This is a genomic window from Alteromonas ponticola (assembly GCF_012911815.1).
Lineage (GTDB): Bacteria > Pseudomonadota > Gammaproteobacteria > Enterobacterales > Alteromonadaceae > Alteromonas > Alteromonas ponticola.
The window spans coordinates 503,871-521,164 of sequence record NZ_JAATNW010000002.1; the positions used below are offsets into that span (position 1 = coordinate 503,871).

15 protein-coding genes are annotated in these 17,294 nt (G+C 46.8%); 13 read left to right on the plus strand and 2 right to left on the minus strand.

Annotation, left to right across the window (positions count from 1 at the left end; translation table 11 throughout):
- Nucleotides 1–65 precede the first annotated feature (65 nt).
- The 13 genes from eno (at nt 66) to HCJ96_RS04780 (ending at nt 15,138) form a co-directional block, all read left to right on the plus strand.
- On the plus strand, nt 66–1,358 hold the full coding sequence (gene eno, locus HCJ96_RS04720; protein WP_169209877.1) for a phosphopyruvate hydratase: 1,293 nt from the start codon (nt 66–68) through the stop codon (nt 1,356–1,358).
- A 69-nt stretch (nt 1,359–1,427) separates the two neighbouring features.
- Entirely contained in the window at nt 1,428–2,099 is a 672-nt protein-coding gene (locus tag HCJ96_RS04725; protein WP_169209878.1) for a hypothetical protein, read from the plus strand.
- A 149-nt stretch (nt 2,100–2,248) separates the two neighbouring features.
- Complete coding sequence (locus tag HCJ96_RS04730) at nt 2,249–2,974, plus strand: LamG domain-containing protein (protein WP_169209879.1); 726 nt, start codon at nt 2,249–2,251, stop codon at nt 2,972–2,974.
- Nucleotides 2,975–3,276: 302 nt separating this feature from the next.
- Complete coding sequence (gene leuA / locus HCJ96_RS04735; protein ID WP_169209880.1) at nt 3,277–4,845, plus strand: 2-isopropylmalate synthase; 1,569 nt, start codon at nt 3,277–3,279, stop codon at nt 4,843–4,845.
- Nucleotides 4,846–5,955 carry a 3-isopropylmalate dehydrogenase gene (gene leuB / locus HCJ96_RS04740; RefSeq protein WP_169209881.1) on the plus strand — a complete coding sequence of 370 codons (1,110 nt, stop codon included), beginning with the start codon at nt 4,846–4,848 and terminating at the stop codon, nt 5,953–5,955.
- Complete coding sequence (leuC, locus tag HCJ96_RS04745; protein ID WP_169209882.1) at nt 5,948–7,342, plus strand: 3-isopropylmalate dehydratase large subunit; 1,395 nt, start codon at nt 5,948–5,950, stop codon at nt 7,340–7,342. The genes leuB and leuC overlap by 8 nt, the downstream gene beginning before the upstream one ends.
- A gap of 1 nt (nt 7,343) precedes the next feature.
- Nucleotides 7,344–7,952, plus strand: coding sequence for a 3-isopropylmalate dehydratase small subunit (gene leuD / locus HCJ96_RS04750; RefSeq protein WP_169209883.1), 609 nt, complete (start codon nt 7,344–7,346; stop codon nt 7,950–7,952).
- A gap of 123 nt (nt 7,953–8,075) precedes the next feature.
- The gene (locus HCJ96_RS04755) at nt 8,076–9,257 is read left to right on the plus strand and encodes an HD-GYP domain-containing protein (protein WP_169209884.1); all 1,182 of its coding nucleotides are present in this window, start codon (nt 8,076–8,078) and stop codon (nt 9,255–9,257) included.
- A 96-nt stretch (nt 9,258–9,353) separates the two neighbouring features.
- Nucleotides 9,354–10,274: a cation diffusion facilitator family transporter gene (locus HCJ96_RS04760; protein WP_169209885.1), complete on the plus strand. Its 921-nt coding sequence runs from the start codon at nt 9,354–9,356 to the stop codon at nt 10,272–10,274.
- A 383-nt stretch (nt 10,275–10,657) separates the two neighbouring features.
- The gene (locus tag HCJ96_RS04765) at nt 10,658–11,965 is read left to right on the plus strand and encodes a hypothetical protein (RefSeq protein WP_211162683.1); all 1,308 of its coding nucleotides are present in this window, start codon (nt 10,658–10,660) and stop codon (nt 11,963–11,965) included.
- A 32-nt stretch (nt 11,966–11,997) separates the two neighbouring features.
- Nucleotides 11,998–13,101 (plus strand): cytochrome-c peroxidase, encoded by a 1,104-nt coding sequence (locus HCJ96_RS04770; RefSeq protein ID WP_211162684.1) that lies wholly within the window; start codon nt 11,998–12,000, stop codon nt 13,099–13,101.
- Complete coding sequence (locus HCJ96_RS04775; RefSeq protein ID WP_169209887.1) at nt 13,098–13,823, plus strand: MbnP family protein; 726 nt, start codon at nt 13,098–13,100, stop codon at nt 13,821–13,823. Before HCJ96_RS04770 ends, HCJ96_RS04775 begins: the two co-directional genes overlap by 4 nt.
- Before the next feature lie 154 nt (nt 13,824–13,977).
- A complete protein-coding gene (locus HCJ96_RS04780; protein WP_169209888.1) occupies nt 13,978–15,138 on the plus strand; it encodes an alpha/beta hydrolase in 1,161 nt (386 codons plus the stop codon).
- Nucleotides 15,139–15,224: 86 nt separating this feature from the next.
- Here HCJ96_RS04780 and HCJ96_RS04785 read toward each other — a convergent pair whose 3' ends face one another.
- Nucleotides 15,225–16,310: a general secretion pathway protein GspB gene (locus HCJ96_RS04785; protein WP_169209889.1), complete on the minus strand. Its 1,086-nt coding sequence runs from the start codon at nt 16,308–16,310 to the stop codon at nt 15,225–15,227.
- Nucleotides 16,303–17,214, minus strand: coding sequence for an ExeA family protein (locus HCJ96_RS04790; protein ID WP_169209890.1), 912 nt, complete (start codon nt 17,212–17,214; stop codon nt 16,303–16,305). The genes HCJ96_RS04785 and HCJ96_RS04790 overlap by 8 nt, the downstream gene beginning before the upstream one ends.
- Between the last annotated feature and the right edge of the window lie 80 nt (nt 17,215–17,294).

The window sequence follows — 17,294 nt, forward strand, 5'->3', positions numbered from 1 at the left end:
CTGAATCGGGGTAAGGGTCGTACTCCCGTCGACCAAGCCCCGTCAATTGTTGAGGAAAAAGTAGCATGGCGAAGATCACTCGCATCGTTGGACGCGAAATTATGGACTCACGTGGTAACCCGACTGTGGAAGCTGACGTGTATTTGGAATCAGGTGCAATGGGGCGCGCAGCAGCGCCATCAGGCGCATCCACAGGTTCAAGAGAAGCACTGGAATTGCGCGATAAAGACGCTTCACGCTATTTAGGTAAAGGTGTACTTAAAGCGGTGCAGGCAGTCAACGATGTCATTGCGCCCGCACTGATCGGGATGGACGCAAGCACACAGGCTGAACTTGATGGCAAAATGATCAAGCTTGATGGTACCGAAAATAAAGAAACCCTGGGCGCCAACGCGATCCTGGCCGTTTCATTAGCTGCAGCAAAAGCCGCTGCGGCAGATAAGGGCGTAGCGCTATATGAGCACATTGCCGATTTGAACGGCACGCCCGGCCAGTATTCTATGCCTGTGCCGATGATGAACATCATCAACGGTGGTGAGCACGCAGACAACAACGTCGATATTCAGGAATTTATGGTCCAGCCAGTGGGTGCCACCTCGTTCAGAGAAGCATTACGCATGGGCGCAGAAATTTTTCACAGCCTGAAAAAAGTATTAAGTGCCAAGGGCCTGAATACCGCGGTTGGCGATGAAGGTGGCTTTGCTCCTAACTTAAGCTCAAACGAAGAAGCCTTAAGCGTTATCGTTGAAGCGGTAGAAAAGGCCGGTTATAAGATGAATGAAGATATTACGCTTGCCCTGGATTGCGCATCGTCTGAATTCTACGCGGATAAACAATACAACCTCTCTGGCGAAGGCAAAAGCTTTGACAGTGAAGGATTCGCTGACTATCTGGCTGAGCTCACTACGCGCTATCCCATCGTGTCTATCGAAGATGGTATGGACGAAAGTGACTGGGAAGGCTGGAGCACCTTAACCCAGAAGATCGGTGACAAAGTACAACTGGTTGGTGATGACCTGTTCGTGACCAATACCAAAATCCTAAAACGCGGTATTGATGAGGGTATTGGTAACTCTATTTTGATCAAGTTTAATCAGATTGGTTCGTTAACAGAGACCCTGGAAGCCATCAAAATGGCTAAAGACGCGGGGTTTACTGCCGTTATCTCACACCGCAGTGGTGAAACTGAAGATGCGACTATCGCTGATCTAGCCGTTGGTACTGCAGCGGGTCAGATAAAAACGGGCTCTCTGTGCCGCTCTGATCGCGTCGCTAAGTACAATCAGTTGCTACGCATCGAAGAAGCCTTAGGCTCCAGTGCTGCATATAATGGCCGCAGTGAAATAAAAGGCCAGTAAGCAAAACTTGCCGATAGCCTCTGCTATCGGCATAATCTTTTTGTTTACGCCACTAAATGCAGTTTGCCTATGTCGTCAGCTAACGACCATCCAACATCGCAATCCGATTTTTTTTCGCATAGCCGCGAACAGCATTCCCTTCATCCCGACTTTAACGAAATCTGTAATGCTTTATATGAGCGCGAACTAGCTAATATGGCCCATCGTGGCCCCGCACAGATAGGTTTACTAAAGCGCCGACTGGCAGGCTTACCGCATCATGTCAGGCGAATAGCGTATTATCTTTCCAATAACCCGACGCCCCTGGGTATTGATAGCCACAACGGTAGCTGGCAGGCCAAACAGGCGGGCACCTGCCCGGGCAAAACGGTCAATAAAGAAAAAAATATTGCGTGGTTTTCTAAATATGCCAAACACGGCTTAGTAGTCAGTGTGTTGGTTAAATCGCTCAATGAAGAGCACATCGAGTTAGATTCTGTCGATAAAGTGCAAAAAGAAAATCATACCTTACACTTGAACAAACACGGCTGGTTCACATTAGAAGGTGACTCTCTTGAACATGAAAACAGTGAATACGAACTTAGCCAGATGCTCAAGCCAACCAAGACTGTCATGCAAGCAGCCTGCTGTGGTCACAGCTGGAACCACAGAGGTAAAATCTCCCCCCGCGCCCTATCACTGAGAGAAATGTTGCTCTCTATGGAGATAGACTGGGTAAATTTCAGGCTTCCCCAGAAATAACTGCGAACCGTCGAATATTTTAACAATTAATTTACACACTTGTTTTAACCCATTGATTTTAAGTGGTTTTAATTTTGGCATGATTTACGCTTAAATAACTTCGCTGAATAGACAGTAATGTTTAACTATAATTTAAAAGGAATAAAATCATGAGGTTAATAACAGCAGGATTGATGATCACAAGCGCCATGACGCTCAGCAATGCAGAAGCGGCGATGGTGACGCACACCTTTGATAACGGTAGTGACTTGTCTGCATGGGAAGTAGACAGATGTGCACCAGATAGCTTCGGTATCAGTGACAACGAACTGGTTATGTCGGTAAATGCTGAAAGCAGTTGCCTGTCTCAAGGAGGATTTTACCATACTCAGGGCATGAAACTGGATACGGGCAATGCCACTGTGCTGTCGATCGATATGTTCGTTGATTCGTCCTGGTCAGGGGCTGAACGATTCGGCGGCATGTGGGGCGTCTCTTACGACAGTACCGACACTATTGATGGTTATCCTATTATGGAGTTTCAGATCCCTGACGCTTCAACGGCGGCTAACGGGGGGTTCGACGTCTGGGACAATTCAGGCTGGGCTGACCTTACCGCCAGTTTCCTGATGGACGATTGGAATACTTTGATGTTCAAAATCAATGGTACACAGACGGAATATTATCTTAATGGAGCATTAATTAATTCAGTCGATAATGGAGACACCCAGTATTTTGGCGAAGTCATTTTAAACATGAAGAACGCGCAAAATAACTACTCAGTTCGTTATGACAACTTAAGCTTCGGTACTGCCGATGTTAACGCACCGGCAACCGCGGCACTATTCACGCTGGTACTGGGCGGGTTGGTTGCACGTCGACGTAACAAAGTCTAGCATCTGTCAGTGGTGGCGAACCTGCCACCACAATCTCTCCCCTACGTCAACACACCGCATTAAGTTATAATTTTACGGTATATACAAATGTGTAAAGAGTAATTGACTTGGTAACCTATGCTGGTTACATTGAAGTCGAATCTGGTCAACGCATAACAATATGAAAACAGTTATCCTTCTCACTCTACTCCTTAAGGCAGCAAGACTGCACGGGTAGATTGCGACCAGCAACCAAATTTCACTAAAACCCGTGCATTGCACGGGTTTTTTTTTATCTCATCACCAATAAAAGGGTGCAGACAATGACGGTGAATAATAATAAGGTCCTTTTCTTTGATACCACCCTCAGAGATGGTGAGCAGGCATTACCAGCCAGTTTAAGTGCAAAAGAGAAATTGCAGATCGCACTGGCACTGGAGCGGTTAGGTGTGGATATTATTGAGGCCGGCTTTCCGGTGTCTTCTCCAGGCGACTTCGCCTCGGTGAGAAAAATAGCCCAGTCCCTTAAAACGTCAATTCCCTGCGGCCTGGCCCGGGCACTCCCAGCCGACATTGATGCCTGTGGTGAAGCGCTTCAAGTGGCATCACAATTTCGCATTCATACCTTTATCGCCACTTCCGATATTCATGTAAACGCCAAGTTGCGTAAGTCACAGCAAGAAGTGGTCGAAATGGCAGTGGCGGCGGTAAAGCATGCGCGTCGCTACACCGACGATGTGGAGTTTTCCTGTGAGGATGCTGGACGCACGCACATTGATTATCTATGCAGAATGGTTGAAGCGGCCATTGCCGCAGGCGCCAGTACAGTCAACATTCCCGATACGGTTGGTTACACTACACCCACTGAATTTGGTGGCATTATTCAATCGTTGTTTCAGCGAGTGCCGAACATCCATAAGGCGGTGATTTCGGTGCACTGCCACAACGACCTGGGGCTGGCGGTGGCCAATTCATTAGCCGCCATCGAAAACGGAGCCAGACAAGTAGAATGCACCATCAATGGCATTGGAGAACGGGCGGGAAATTGCGCGTTAGAAGAAATTGCCATGATCCTGAAAACCCGTCAGACACGATTTAATCTTGAAACCAACATCCGCTCTACTGAAATTTCGCGTACCTCTAAACTCGTCAGCCAACTGTGTAACATGCCAGTACAAGCCAATAAAGCGATTGTCGGTGCCAACGCCTTCAGCCACTCATCCGGGATTCATCAGGATGGCGTGTTAAAAGCACAAAATACCTACGAAATTATGACCCCGGAAAGTGTCGGCATAAATAAAAATCTGTTAAATCTGACTTCGCGCTCTGGCCGCCATGTTATCAAACATCGTCTAACCGAATTAGGTTACCAGAGTGCTGATTACGATTTGGAAACCATCTATCAGGCATTTTTGCAATTGGCTGATAAAAAAGGTCAGGTGTATGACTATGACCTGGAAGCGCTACTGTTTTTTGATCAGCAAAAGCATGAGCAGGCTTATTATCAATTGCTTTACTTACAAGCCAGCTCGGGACGTGAAGTGGTTCCCAGTGCCACGGTCACTCTGAAAATCGGCGACGAGGAAAAATCAGCAGCCGCAATTGGAAATGGTCCGGTAGATGCCGCTTTTAACGCCATCATCACCATGCTGGGCAACATCGAAGTCGCCGTGGTCGATTTCAAACTCGACTCCAAAGGCCAGGGTGCAGACGCATTGGCCCAGGTCAGCGTCATTTTATCTTATAAATCCCGCCGTTTTCACGGCATAGGCCTGGCAACGGATATTGTCGAAGCGGGGGTGAAGGCATTGATTTATGTATTAAACAACACGTATGTCGCCGATCAAATCGATCAGCACAAAATTCAACAAGAACGCATTGCAGGAGCATAAATGAAGGAAGCAAAAATTGCCGTTTTGGCGGGCGACGGTATTGGCCCGGAAGTAATGCAGGAAGCACTTAAAGTGCTCGATAAAGTCTCTGCGATGTTCTCGGTTACCTTTGACTTACGCTCATTTTTAGTTGGTGGCGCTGCAATAGATGAAACAGGTCAGGCGTTGCCCGCAGCCACGCTGCGCGGTTGTGAGGACGCCGATGCAATTCTGTTTGGCTCAATCGGTGGCCCTAAATGGGATAAGCTACCACCGGAACAGCGACCCGAACGCGCAGCACTATTAACCTTGCGTCGCCACTTTGATTTGTTCAGTAACCTGCGCCCCGCCAAGATATATCAGGGCCTTGAAAACTTATCCCCCCTAAGAAGCGACATCGCCGCCAGCGGCATTGATTTAATGGTCGTGCGTGAACTGACCAGTGGTATTTACTTTGGTCAGCCTAAAGGTATCGAAGGTGAAGGCGAAGAGCAATTCGCCTTTGACACCATGCGCTATTCAAAACGTGAAATTCGCCGCATTGCAATTGCCGCCTTTGAAGCCGCTCGCAAACGACGCCACAAAGTAACTTCAATCGATAAAGCCAATGTGTTGACTACCAGTCGGTTGTGGCGCGAAGTCACTGAAGAAGTGGCAGCAGATTATTCTGATGTCAGCCTTGAGCACATGTATATTGACAATGCGACCATGCAAATCATGCGTAACCCGGCGCAGTTTGATGTGTTGCTTTGCTCCAATTTGTTTGGCGATATTTTATCAGATGAATGTGCCATGATGACCGGTTCGATGGGGTTACTGCCCTCCGCCAGCATGAATGAGCAGGGATTCGGCTTGTACGAGCCAGCTGGCGGTTCGGCGCCCGACATAGCCGGGAAAGGGATAGCCAACCCGATTGCGCAAATTCTTTCAGCGGCATTGATGCTGCGCTATAGCCTGGGGATGGAGGACGCCGCTAAGGCCATTGAAACCGCCGTAGTTAAAACCCTTGAGGCCGGAGTATTAACGCGGGAGCTACACACTTCTGAACCTGCTCAAGCGCCCGCTTCAACCTCTCAGGTTGGCGATACCATTGTGGAATATCTGGCAGAAGGACACGGGATCCATGGGTAAAACACTGTACGACAAAATATGGGATACGCATCATGTCTGCGATATTGATGAAGACGCTTTGTTATACATCGACCGGCATCTAATCCACGAAGTCACCTCACCACAAGCGTTTGCCGGGCTGGATGAAAAAAAACGCAAAGTGCGTTGTCCGCAGCGCACTATCGCTACCATGGATCACAGTATTTCAACCCGTTCACTGGCATTAGATGCCTGTGGACCAGCAAACAAATTACAATTAACTACATTGGCGAACAACTGTGACAAACACGGTATTACCTTGTATGCGGTGGGCCACCAAAATCAGGGTATTGTGCATGTTATGGCCCCTGAGCAAGGGTTTATTTTACCCGGTTTTACTGTGGTTTGCGGTGACTCACACACAGCAACGCATGGTGCCTTTGGCGCGCTTGCCTTCGGCATAGGAACGTCCGAAGTTGAACACGTACTTGCCACGCAGACACTGAAGCAGAATCGCGCTAAAAATATGCGTATCACGGTTGATGGCACATTGGGTGTTGGGGTCACTGCCAAAGATATTGTGTTAGCCATCATCGGAAAAATTGGACATGCTGGTGCCACCGGACATGTGATCGAGTATGCAGGTAGCGCTATTCGCTTACTTTCAATGGAAGAGCGGATGACGATTTGCAATATGTCTATTGAAGCGGGTGCCAAAGCCGGACTCATTGCTCCAGATGAAGTTACATTTAACTATCTGCAAAACAGGCCGAACGCACCTAAAGATAAACATTGGCATGAAGCGATGCATCAATGGCAACAGCTTTATTCTGATGCAGATGCAGTGTTTGACGCAGAGGTAAACTTGGAAGCAGGAGACATTGCCCCCCAGGTTACCTGGGGCACTAACCCCGGACAAGTGATTCCAATTAATGCCACCATTCCTGACCCTCATTTGTTCAGTTCTGATGTCGAACGCACCAGTGCTGCACAAGCGTGTAAATATATGGACGTTTCACCTGGCAGCAAATTGACCGATCTTAATGTCAGCCATGTGTTTATTGGCTCGTGCACCAATAGTCGAATCGAAGATCTACGCGCGGCTGCGATTATTGCAGCCAAAGGTCAGGTTGCCAGTAGCGTCACGGCCATCGTCGTGCCCGGTTCGGTTGCAGTTAAACGTCAAGCAGAAGCAGAAGGATTGGACCAAATCTTTATTAACGCGGGCTTCGAATGGCGATTACCCGGCTGCTCTATGTGTTTAGGCATGAATGACGATATCCTGCAACCCGGAGATCGCTGCGCTTCAACATCGAACCGCAATTTTGAGGGACGTCAGGGCAGAGGTGCACGTACCCATTTACTTAGTCCGGCAATGGCCGCGGCGGCGGCGTTAGCAGGTAAATTTGTTGATGTGAGAGAGGTGTAAGATGGCTACAGACAGAGGTTTTACTACCCATACCGGCAGCGCGTGCCCGTTAGATAAAGCGAATGTGGATACCGACCAGTTAATTCCCAAACAGTTTTTAACCGGCGTCACCCGCAGTGGCTATGGCAAGCATTTGTTTCACGACTGGCGTTATCTTGATGGCGATGTAAATCAACCGGACCCGGAATTCATTTTAAATCAACCCGCATACGCGCAAGCCAGTATATTATTGGCACGCGAAAATTTTGGCTGTGGCTCAAGCCGCGAGCATGCGCCGTGGGCTTTAGCCGACTACGGCTTTAAGGTAATTATCGCAGATAGTTTTGCCGATATCTTTTTTAACAACTGCATCAATAATCAGATTTTACCCATTACGTTAGCTGCAAACTCACTCAATACCTTATTTGACTCTGTAGCAGCCAATCCAAAACTTTCGCTTCACATAGACCTCGCCAGACAGACGGTTACGTGTGACGACGTGACGATGACCTTCTCACTGCCGACACAGGCCAAGTCGCGATTAATTAAAGGATTAGATGCAATAGGCCAGACGCTTGAACACGAATCAGCGATTTCAGCGTTCGAAAACCAATTGCCGGAATGGGTTTAGTGCAGTCGCAACTTGTGACTGGCAAAAGTTTCTAAGCGGCGAGAAATTAAAGGAAATTGATCTAATTTTTATGTTCAATGCTACTATTTAATTATCGCCGTAGTAGTGTAAACAGGATAATCAATGCAAGTTAAGATCGATGCTCTCAAGCCCGGAATGTATGTGACTCAGGTTTTAAAGCAATCAGGTACCATGGAAATACGTTCCCGAGGGCTGGTTAAGAGTCAGGCTATCATCGATCAATTGCGTTCAAAAGGGATAGAAGTTGTTGAGGTTGATGTACGTAAAAGTCAAATGACAGTCCCCCTCTCGGTCAAACCTGAAGAGGAAAAAGTCGAGAAACCAAAAAAGAAAAATCTCACCAGTAAAACCATCACCGATGCCAATCAACTGTATAACCAGGCGATCACTATCCAGAGTCAATTAATTAAATCGCTGCAATCCGATGCTCCACAAGATTTGTCGCAGATGTCTAAGCTTTCAGCCAACATCATCAAGACATTATTCGATAATCAAAATGCCTTGTTGTGTCTTACCATGATAAAAAATGCAGATGAGTATCTGCTTGAACATTCAATTAATTGCGGAATTTTAATGGCGATGTTTGCCAGCCATTTGGGTATGAGTGACGAAGAAGCAAATCACGCCTGCATGGGTGCCATGTTGATGGACATTGGCATGGCCGAAATCCCTGAAAAAATCCGCACAAGTACCACAGAGCTATCCGAAGCAGAACGCGATCTGATGTGCTCCCACGTCAGACTGGGTAAGCAAATAGTTGAACAGTTTGAAGGCATTCCACCGAGCGTTTTAACCACTATCGAGCAGCATCATGAACGTCACGATGGCAGCGGTTACCCGCAAGGAATTAAAGGCGAACAAATCTCTCAATACGCCCGCATGGCTGCAATCATCGATTCATACGACGCGATGGTATCGGAGCGCCCCTTCCAGAAAGCGGTGGCGCCGGCGGTCGCTTTAAAACGGTTGAATCAACAGGATAATCTGGATAAAGAACTGGTTAAAAAGTTTATCCATTGTGTTGGCGTACATCCTGTCGGTTCGCTGGTCAGGTTGAAAAGCGGCAAGTTAGGGATTGTGGCGCAGTTGGGCAAAAAAGACTTAATGAAGCCCGTTATTATGACTTTTTACAATGTGAATTCCGGTCATTACAGTGAAATTAAACGGGTAGATTTAAGTCAGGTACAGGACGAAATTGTCAGTGGCGTGACCCCAGCCGACTTTAATATCAACTTACCTAAATTTTTTCATGAAGTGTTTGTGAGTCAATTACCTGACCGATGAATAGCTAGCTTTTAAAAAACAACTTAGTTACAACTATCTCTTTTCTTCAGCGAAAAAAAGAGTAATATCCGCGCACTTTCTATCAAGGCTACTGAAATGGCGATTGGTTTTCACGAACTAAAAGAAAAGCAACTGCTGCGCATGTCACTCTATGTGGCGTTTTTGTTTGTGGTAGTATCGATTGGTTTTGCTATTGTAACCAGCTCCAGCGCCATCCTGTTTGACGGTGTTTACTCCATGATTGCGTTTTTTATGGCCTTGCTGACTTTAAAAGTGGCAAACCTGGTTCAGCGGCCCGATGATGACCGCTTCCATTTTGGCTACACTGCCATCGAGCCTACCTTAAATCTGTTTAAATCGCTGATCATTATTTCGATTTGTTTGTACGCTTTTTTCAGCTCATTACTCACCTTATTAGAAGGCGGAAATCCTTCAGAATACGATATCGCCATCGTGTACGGTGTGTTCGCCACCATAGGTTGCTTTGGCGTCTCGTTTTACATGCGCCACTATGGTAAAAACCTGCGTTCAGATTTAGTCATGGTCGACGCCCACACCTGGTTTGTCGATGGTGTGCTCAGTGCCTCTATACTAATCGGTTTTATTCTTGCTTACACACTTAACCTCCATGGCTACACCAGGTTGGCGCTTTATGTTGACCCGCTCTTATTGATGATTCTGGGCCTTGCCATGCTGCCCATTCCGTTTAAAATTTTACTGGCTAGTTTAAATGAGGTTATTAACAAAGCGCCACCGGAAGCGGTGACTGCAGTAATTGAGAAAAAACTGGCCAAATCGCTTACGAGCGTGCCATACAAACATGTCGAAGTGCGCATCAGTAAGCAGGGGCGAGATTTATATATGCTGGTGCACATCATTGTTGATAAATCTTTTTCTATAGCCACTATTGGCGAACTTGACGTTATCCGCAAGGCTTGTGAACACGATTTGCGCGAATGGGATCCTTCGATAATGATGGATATTCTGTTTATTCAGGATCCGAAATTGGCCGATTAAAAACGAGTTACTTTAAAATTGTCAGCCATTATGTACCATTCGTTCAACGCTGACATACTGAATCGCATCTCTTTGCAGTTTAAGATAACCCGTTGTTATTTGCTATTCACTATTCGCACCCGATTGGTGATCCAGCCCCCCTCTTTTCAGTTGCTTGTCGTTTACTCTCACCCGGCGATTATGTGAATTAGACGCGTACAGGTGCGCGCTGAATGCGGACACTAATGTGGACAGGCTGTGGCGTCTTAACCGAGTGCAGTTTAGAAGGGTAAATTGCTATATAAAAGGCGTGTTACTACACTTGTTTATACGCTCAAGAGCAACCCCTGAAGAAAATAATGAATCACATAAAACTACTAACCCTAATCAGCTGTTTTACATTCATGTTGGGATGCTCAGAAGCAACTGATGTAGCTGGCACAGATACCTCTGCAGACCAACCTGATACGGAGGTCATTGCACAAAGTAATAATGAAAAAACCCAGGGCATCGTACTGTTAAGTGGTTTACCTACCTTAAATACCAAAGATAGCATTGCCATACTGGAGTTAGATCCAGAATCGGCAAAGTTCGGTGAAATCCTGTATGAATACGAACTGCCCGAGTTTGATGCGCCATTACACCACTTGTACTACAGTCCAAATGGCCGGTTATACGCCACCGGGCTGGGTTCTCAATGCAGTCTGGCTGAAATTTCCCTTGTTCGCGATTCCACTGGCGCGCCCGCTGTATCTGACGTGGAATGTCTTGATACCCAAGGTCAGGTCGTGGGTGAAGATATCATGTGGCACAGTGTAAATGGCAAGGAATATATGTTTGTGACATTCATGGGAGGCACGGGTACCGAACAACCCGATGGGGGGTCAGTCGGCGTATTTGACCCGCAGGACAACAGTGTGATTAAAGTGATTGAAGCCCGCAAAAGCAAAGTGGGTGAAAATGAACCGTATATCATGTTTCCCCATGGTATTTCCGCTTACGGCGATCGTATGGTTGTTACCTCTACTATTCATCCCGATTTGGCAACAGGGGTGGGTAATGCGTTAACAATTATTGATCTTAACAAAATGGAGCCGATAGAAAATATAGTAACTGAAGACGCCCAACCCGTGGGATTCCCATCTTCCCCGGTTGAAGTATTGTTTGTAAGACCAAGTATTGTTAAAAACGCTCAACCAGCAATCCTGGTCAACACCATGTTTGGATTCGAGACCTGGAAAGTGCCATATAATGAATCAGACAAATCTTTCGGAGTTCCAGAAAAGCTTTACGATGGCGCAACCGCTGGCACAGGCGTGCCGCTGGAATTATATGGAACGGAAGACGAATTATTTATTAGCCACGCTCTGCCTGGAATTGTGAAACGCTACAGCCTCAATAGCTTGCCTGAACTTGTGTCAAGCGGCGAGGATATTCAGGCGGAACCCGGTGCCCACCACATGATTTTCTATTCCACGGCATCGGGCAGAAAGTTAATCGCTATACAAAACAACTTGTTGAATTTGGGTAATGCAGCAGACAACGACCCAACAGATGTGGATTTTATTGCCAAGGTCAACCATCACTCTCTAACCGTGCATGATTTGCAAACCGGTGAACGTCTCGGTGAGATAAACTTTAAGGATAAGTTTAACAAAGGAATCGATAATATCGAGGCATTATTTGGCTCTGGTTTTGTGCATCACCACTGATTTCCGTGCGTAAAAGGATCCTTTGGGGAGGGGTGGTTTTACTTATAGCGGGCGTCCTCGGTATCTTTATTTTAACGACCCCTCGTTATGACGCGCCCAGCCCCGTGGAAACCTTTAATGTCCCTTTTGTGTTTGGCCGCTTTACGATCCCAACTGACAATCCGCTTACAAAAGAATCCATCGAGCTTGGCAGAAGACTGTTTTACGATCCCCGTCTCTCAGGAACTAATCAGATTTCGTGCGCTACGTGTCATCAACAAGCACTGGCATTTACGGATGGGCTGGCAGGCTCCGTGGGAGTTTCGGGCAAACCGCTGGCATTTAACAGTATGAGCCTTGCCAACCTGATGTGGGGCCCCCAGCGTTTTTTCTGGGATGGTCGCGCAACCAGTCTGGAAGAACAGGCACTTTTACCCATTCAACATCCTGATGAGATGGCTCAGGATTTAGGTTTATTAGTAAAGGAGCTGTCGCGGGATGAAACCTACATCGCGCTATTTGGTATTGCCTTTGGTGGGATCAGCAATGAGGCTATCGCGAAGGCGCTCGCCAGCTTTCAACGTATCTTGATATCTGCCAATTCACGATATGACCAATATTTACGGGGGGAAATATCTCTTACTGAAGAAGAAGAATTGGGAAGAAAGCTGTTCATGGCCCACCCTGACACAAAAGCAAGTTTAAGGGGGGGAAATTGCATCGACTGCCATAGCCAGTTTCTAACCAGCGGTTTTACAGCACAACTCGATGGTTTCAGTAACAATGGTCTGGACAACGACGCGGCACTCCTTGCTGGCCTTTCAGAGGTGACGGGTAAAGCTGAGCATCGAGGCTTTTTCAAAACACCGACGCTGAGAAATATTGCCGTCACTGCTCCTTATATGCACGATGGGCGATTTAACACCCTCGAAGAGGTACTAAATCATTATAATGGTGGCATCCAGTTCAGTGAAACCCTAAGCCCACTGATTGTTGAGGCGGATAATATTGACAATCATCAAGGTAGTACCATCAGCCTGAACCTCACTGAAAAAGAAGAAAGAGCCATTATTAGCTTTTTGCACACGTTAACCGATGAGCAATTCCTCAGCGACATACGTTTTTCCGACCCTTTTAAAGAGGCACCAGCCAAATGAATATCCCACAAAAAATCTTCCTTATTTTGGCTATAGTTACCGTGCTCTCGGCCTGTATGGAACAACCTCCGAAGCCGCAAAAAATCACCCTTAGATTTCTTCCTTTTGTGGGTCCACAGCCTTTAGTATTCAATGAATATCGTTATTCGAATCCCGGAGGAAACGGTCATTTTAAAATTCGCGACTTTCAGTTTTACTTAAGTAACATCAGGTTGTCAGCCGAGCAACACGTTTATCAGGTACCGGACAGCTATCACCTGGTCAGGTTTGATAACGAAAATGGATTTTACGAAATCAACTTAACTGTTAATGAGCCGTATGCTTTTTCACAGATCACATTTGGAGTGGGCGTAGATGAAAAAGCCAATGCTACGATTCTCAATGTCGGCGATCTGGATCCAAACAGTCGGATGGCGTGGAATTGGGAAGCAGGGTATAAATTTATTTTGTTTGAGGGCTATTTGAGTCATTCGGAGGATACCATTTCACTGGTGTATCACATAGGCTTCGATGAAAACTATACGGAACTTTCCCTCCCCCTGCAATTAGCAGACACACCCTATGAGAGTACCTTCAGGGTCGATATACTATCCCTCTTTAACGGCCAGAATCCTTTAGATCTCGCTGAAATACCTTCAGTGAAATTTGATGAAGAGGATGCCGCGCGCATTGCTTCAGGGTTTGAAGATCTTATCCAAATCTGCGATGCCTCCTGTACCTGAATGAAAACGGCGTTAGACCGAGCTGAAGTTACTTAGCCTACCCGTTACATGCTGTCTCAATTCTCCTCAACTGATAGTCCGTTGCAGATTTTGTTTAAATTCTCCAAAAAATGGTTAGTATCTATTAAGCATCTACTTAGGTTTTAAATTAACGATGACACTACTTATTGGTTTAATGATGTCCACCGCATTACTCGCTTCGGAGACTGGCTTGCAACTTATTGTGCAGCCGCCTGCATCCTATTCTTCAAAGGACACCATTCATATTGTGGGAAATTTTAACGACTGGCAATTAGACGGTGACGAAGCTGAGCAGTTGCAGTGGGTGGAGGGTCGATTACAAGCGGATCTGAATGTCGAGCAAGGGGAGCTTTTTTTTACCTTTGTAAAAAATAAAAGTTGGCGCAATATGCCCGCTTCACTGGATGGCAGAAGTCTGTGTACCTTCCATCGCAGCATTGCCGACAGCACATCGCAAATACAGGTTTCCCTGCCAGCCTGGAATACTGACAGCCCGATAAAAGAACGTTCGTCCACAGTGACAGGGACAGTTAAATATTTACGCCAGATTTACAATCCGCAATTTGAGCGCTTCGATGACATAGCCGTATATTTACCTCAGTCTTACTCCCCCCAGTCTGATAAACGCTATCCCGTGTTGTATATGTTAGATGGGCAAAACCTGTTTGATACCGCGACATCGTATAGTGACGAATGGCAAATAGACGAAAGACTCGCCAAACTTGAGTCCGAACAAGACTTAGAAATGATTGTTGTTGCAGTGCCCAACAGTGAACAGCGTTGGACCGAATATAACCCGTGGCCATTCTTAAACAGTGAGGGAAAACAGGTTGAAGGGAAAGGAGCCGCGACCATTGCTTTCATCCAACATACTCTTAAACCCGTTATTGATAGTAAGTTTAATACGCTGCAATCACAAACTGGTCTTGCAGGCAGTTCACTAGGGGGACTGATGGCACTCTATGCTGGCATTGAACACGGTAAGGTTTTCTCGTTCGTAGCGGCATTTTCTCCTGCGCTGGATATCCATAATAAGGACGGCGAAAACGTCCTATTTGCTGCGCTAAAGAACAAGCAGCTTTCTGCAAGCAAAATTTACTTTGATATGGGTTGGGTTGAATACGGCGACTACGCAAGAGTAAATCAATTAGCGCAATTACTTGAAACAGCGTATGGCAAGCAGCAACACAAGCTTAAACTGGTTAAAGATGACCTTGGCCGACATTGTGAACTCGATTGGTCGAAACGCTTTCCCGATGCCATCGAATGGTTGATCGCATCGGATTCAAATTAGCACGTTCAAAATTTCCTGCCAGAAGGCAACTGGACTGCAGCGCTACAGAGGAAACATTCATTTTTCTAAAAATGCGCTGTTCTCTACTACCAATCCGTTAATGCAGCCATGCTGAACAGCTCATCTTCGAAGTTTAAAATAACTCGCTGCCCTTCAATATTGACAATCTGCACCCGGTCTGTGATCCAATCGCCTTCTCCTAACTGCTTGCCATTAACTCTGACCCAGCGATCCTGTGGATTAGACGCGTACATGTGCGCGCTGAAATTCATACTGGGCAATCGTGTTAATAACCTCACCGGAAGCTGATCAACGCGGGGAACATCAGAATGCACGTTAACTTTGGACTTGGGCGGTGGCGCCTGGGTTTGTTTTTCTGTGTCTAACGCTTTTACCGCCTCGTTAAACCTGGCCATCAATTCGGGCGACACATCCACATTTTTCTCAGCCGGTTCATTGAGCACTTTTCCTTCATAGGCGGGCTCTGATTTTGTTATTGGTGCCGCAGGCCGCTCTTCACTTTGCCCCATGTCAGACTGTTGGGTTTGCGGAAGCGCGCTCTCTGTCCCTTTTTGCCTTGCTGCCGTTGTCGTCGCAGAAGGCGATGCGGGTTTGTCTTTCTGGGTGTCTGTGCTTAGCGGGTCGGTTTGTTCAGCGTCTTTTGCGGGTTGTTCAACCACGTTATCAGCACTAGCTGTTTTGGCCGGTTGTGCTTCTGAAAACGATGCCGTTAACGCGGGCCACCAACGTTCAGCACTGCCGACACTGAATCCCATCGCCAGGCCACCCACTACAATAAATAAGTACAGTGCCGCATTTTTAGTGTATTGCTGCCAGACAGACGGCATTGATTGAACCGTGGGTAAAAACAAGCTGCGGTTGAATTGATCCGACACCGCATTATCCATCGACGATACCGCTTTAGCCGCTGTGTCGTGCTGCCCGCGCAACAGTGCCTGGGTTTGTGTTTGATAACTGACTTTTGGCGCGAGCTGCACCGTTAAATCCGGATCAATTTCCACTTCCAGTACGCCCATCTCTGCCAAACCCTGCACCATCGAATCACTGGATACCAGTCCTGACTTTTGAATGGAGACCGGGCCATTCTGCTGGGTGATCCGTGAGATCACCATGCCTGGCTTGACGTTTTCAATCAAGACACGTTCAGACATACCAGGCTCCCAGCAGATAACCCACTATCAGTGCAGATAAAAACGATAACCCCAGCCACAGCGTATGCTGATGACGCAATCTTTGCCCCACCACATCGTCGCCGAGTATTTGCTTGGCAGCAGCTAGAAAAATCGGCTTTTTGACCACGGGATTCTGCTTGGTGTAGGACAACATCAAAGCTCGGTCACACAGTAAATTTATTACCCTTGGGATCCCCGCAGTAATGCGGTGGATAGCTTTAAGTGTAGACTTGCTGAACAGGCTGATATCACCTTTGGCCACGCCCAATCGGTGTTCTACGTAAGCACTTACTTCGTTGGCATTTAGAGGTAACAGATGATAGCGTGCAGTAATTCGTTGAGAGAGCTGGCGCAGCTCCGGACGTTTAAGCAGTTGCTGAAGTTCAGGCTGACCAATCAGCACCACTTTAAGCAATTTGTCTCGATTGGTCTCCAGATTGGTCAACAGACGCAGCTGTTCTAATACTTCGGGTAACAAGTGTTGGGCCTCGTCAATCATCAGCACGGTGTTGATACCTGCGTGATGATTATTGGCTAACTTGGCCAATATGCAATCAGTAAAATATTTCAGACTCGCTTTATCCAGTTCACACTCAATGCCCAATTCATCGCAAACCGTGGCGAGCAATTCAATGGCAGACAGGGTGGGATTAAGGATCATCGCTACCTGCGTGTTATCAGGTAATTGCTGCAAAAGTTTGCGCGATACCGTGGTTTTACCGGTGCCGACTTCGCCGGTTAACATCACAAAGCCTCCGCTTTCTCGCAGCCCAAATGTCAGATGAGCCAATGCCTCTTTATGACGCGGGCTCATGAAAAGATAATCCGGATTGGGTGCGATGGAAAACGGGTTGTCGTTTAATCCAAAATAATTAAGGTACATGCCTGTTACAGTGTCTGAAATATATCGCGAACTAAACTAACCACAGCCAATACAGATGTCAAAAGATTACTCGACTATTC

What these genes read in the sequence shown, in the direction of transcription:
- HCJ96_RS04780 (WP_169209888.1), top strand. Translation starts at nt 13,978, where the DNA reads ATGACACTACTTATTGGTTTAATGATGTCCACCGCATTACTCGCTTCG.
- HCJ96_RS04755 (WP_169209884.1), top strand. Translation starts at nt 8,076, where the DNA reads ATGCAAGTTAAGATCGATGCTCTCAAGCCCGGAATGTATGTGACTCAG.
- HCJ96_RS04760 (WP_169209885.1), top strand. Translation starts at nt 9,354, where the DNA reads ATGGCGATTGGTTTTCACGAACTAAAAGAAAAGCAACTGCTGCGCATG.
- HCJ96_RS04765 (WP_211162683.1), top strand. Translation starts at nt 10,658, where the DNA reads ATGTTGGGATGCTCAGAAGCAACTGATGTAGCTGGCACAGATACCTCT.
- eno (WP_169209877.1), top strand. Translation starts at nt 66, where the DNA reads ATGGCGAAGATCACTCGCATCGTTGGACGCGAAATTATGGACTCACGT.
- HCJ96_RS04725 (WP_169209878.1), top strand. Translation starts at nt 1,428, where the DNA reads ATGTCGTCAGCTAACGACCATCCAACATCGCAATCCGATTTTTTTTCG.
- leuA (WP_169209880.1), top strand. Translation starts at nt 3,277, where the DNA reads ATGACGGTGAATAATAATAAGGTCCTTTTCTTTGATACCACCCTCAGA.
- HCJ96_RS04775 (WP_169209887.1), top strand. Translation starts at nt 13,098, where the DNA reads ATGAATATCCCACAAAAAATCTTCCTTATTTTGGCTATAGTTACCGTG.
- leuD (WP_169209883.1), top strand. Translation starts at nt 7,344, where the DNA reads ATGGCTACAGACAGAGGTTTTACTACCCATACCGGCAGCGCGTGCCCG.
- leuB (WP_169209881.1), top strand. Translation starts at nt 4,846, where the DNA reads ATGAAGGAAGCAAAAATTGCCGTTTTGGCGGGCGACGGTATTGGCCCG.
- HCJ96_RS04790 (WP_169209890.1), bottom strand. Translation starts at nt 17,214, where the DNA reads ATGTACCTTAATTATTTTGGATTAAACGACAACCCGTTTTCCATCGCA.
- leuC (WP_169209882.1), top strand. Translation starts at nt 5,948, where the DNA reads ATGGGTAAAACACTGTACGACAAAATATGGGATACGCATCATGTCTGC.
- HCJ96_RS04785 (WP_169209889.1), bottom strand. Translation starts at nt 16,310, where the DNA reads ATGTCTGAACGTGTCTTGATTGAAAACGTCAAGCCAGGCATGGTGATC.
- HCJ96_RS04730 (WP_169209879.1), top strand. Translation starts at nt 2,249, where the DNA reads ATGAGGTTAATAACAGCAGGATTGATGATCACAAGCGCCATGACGCTC.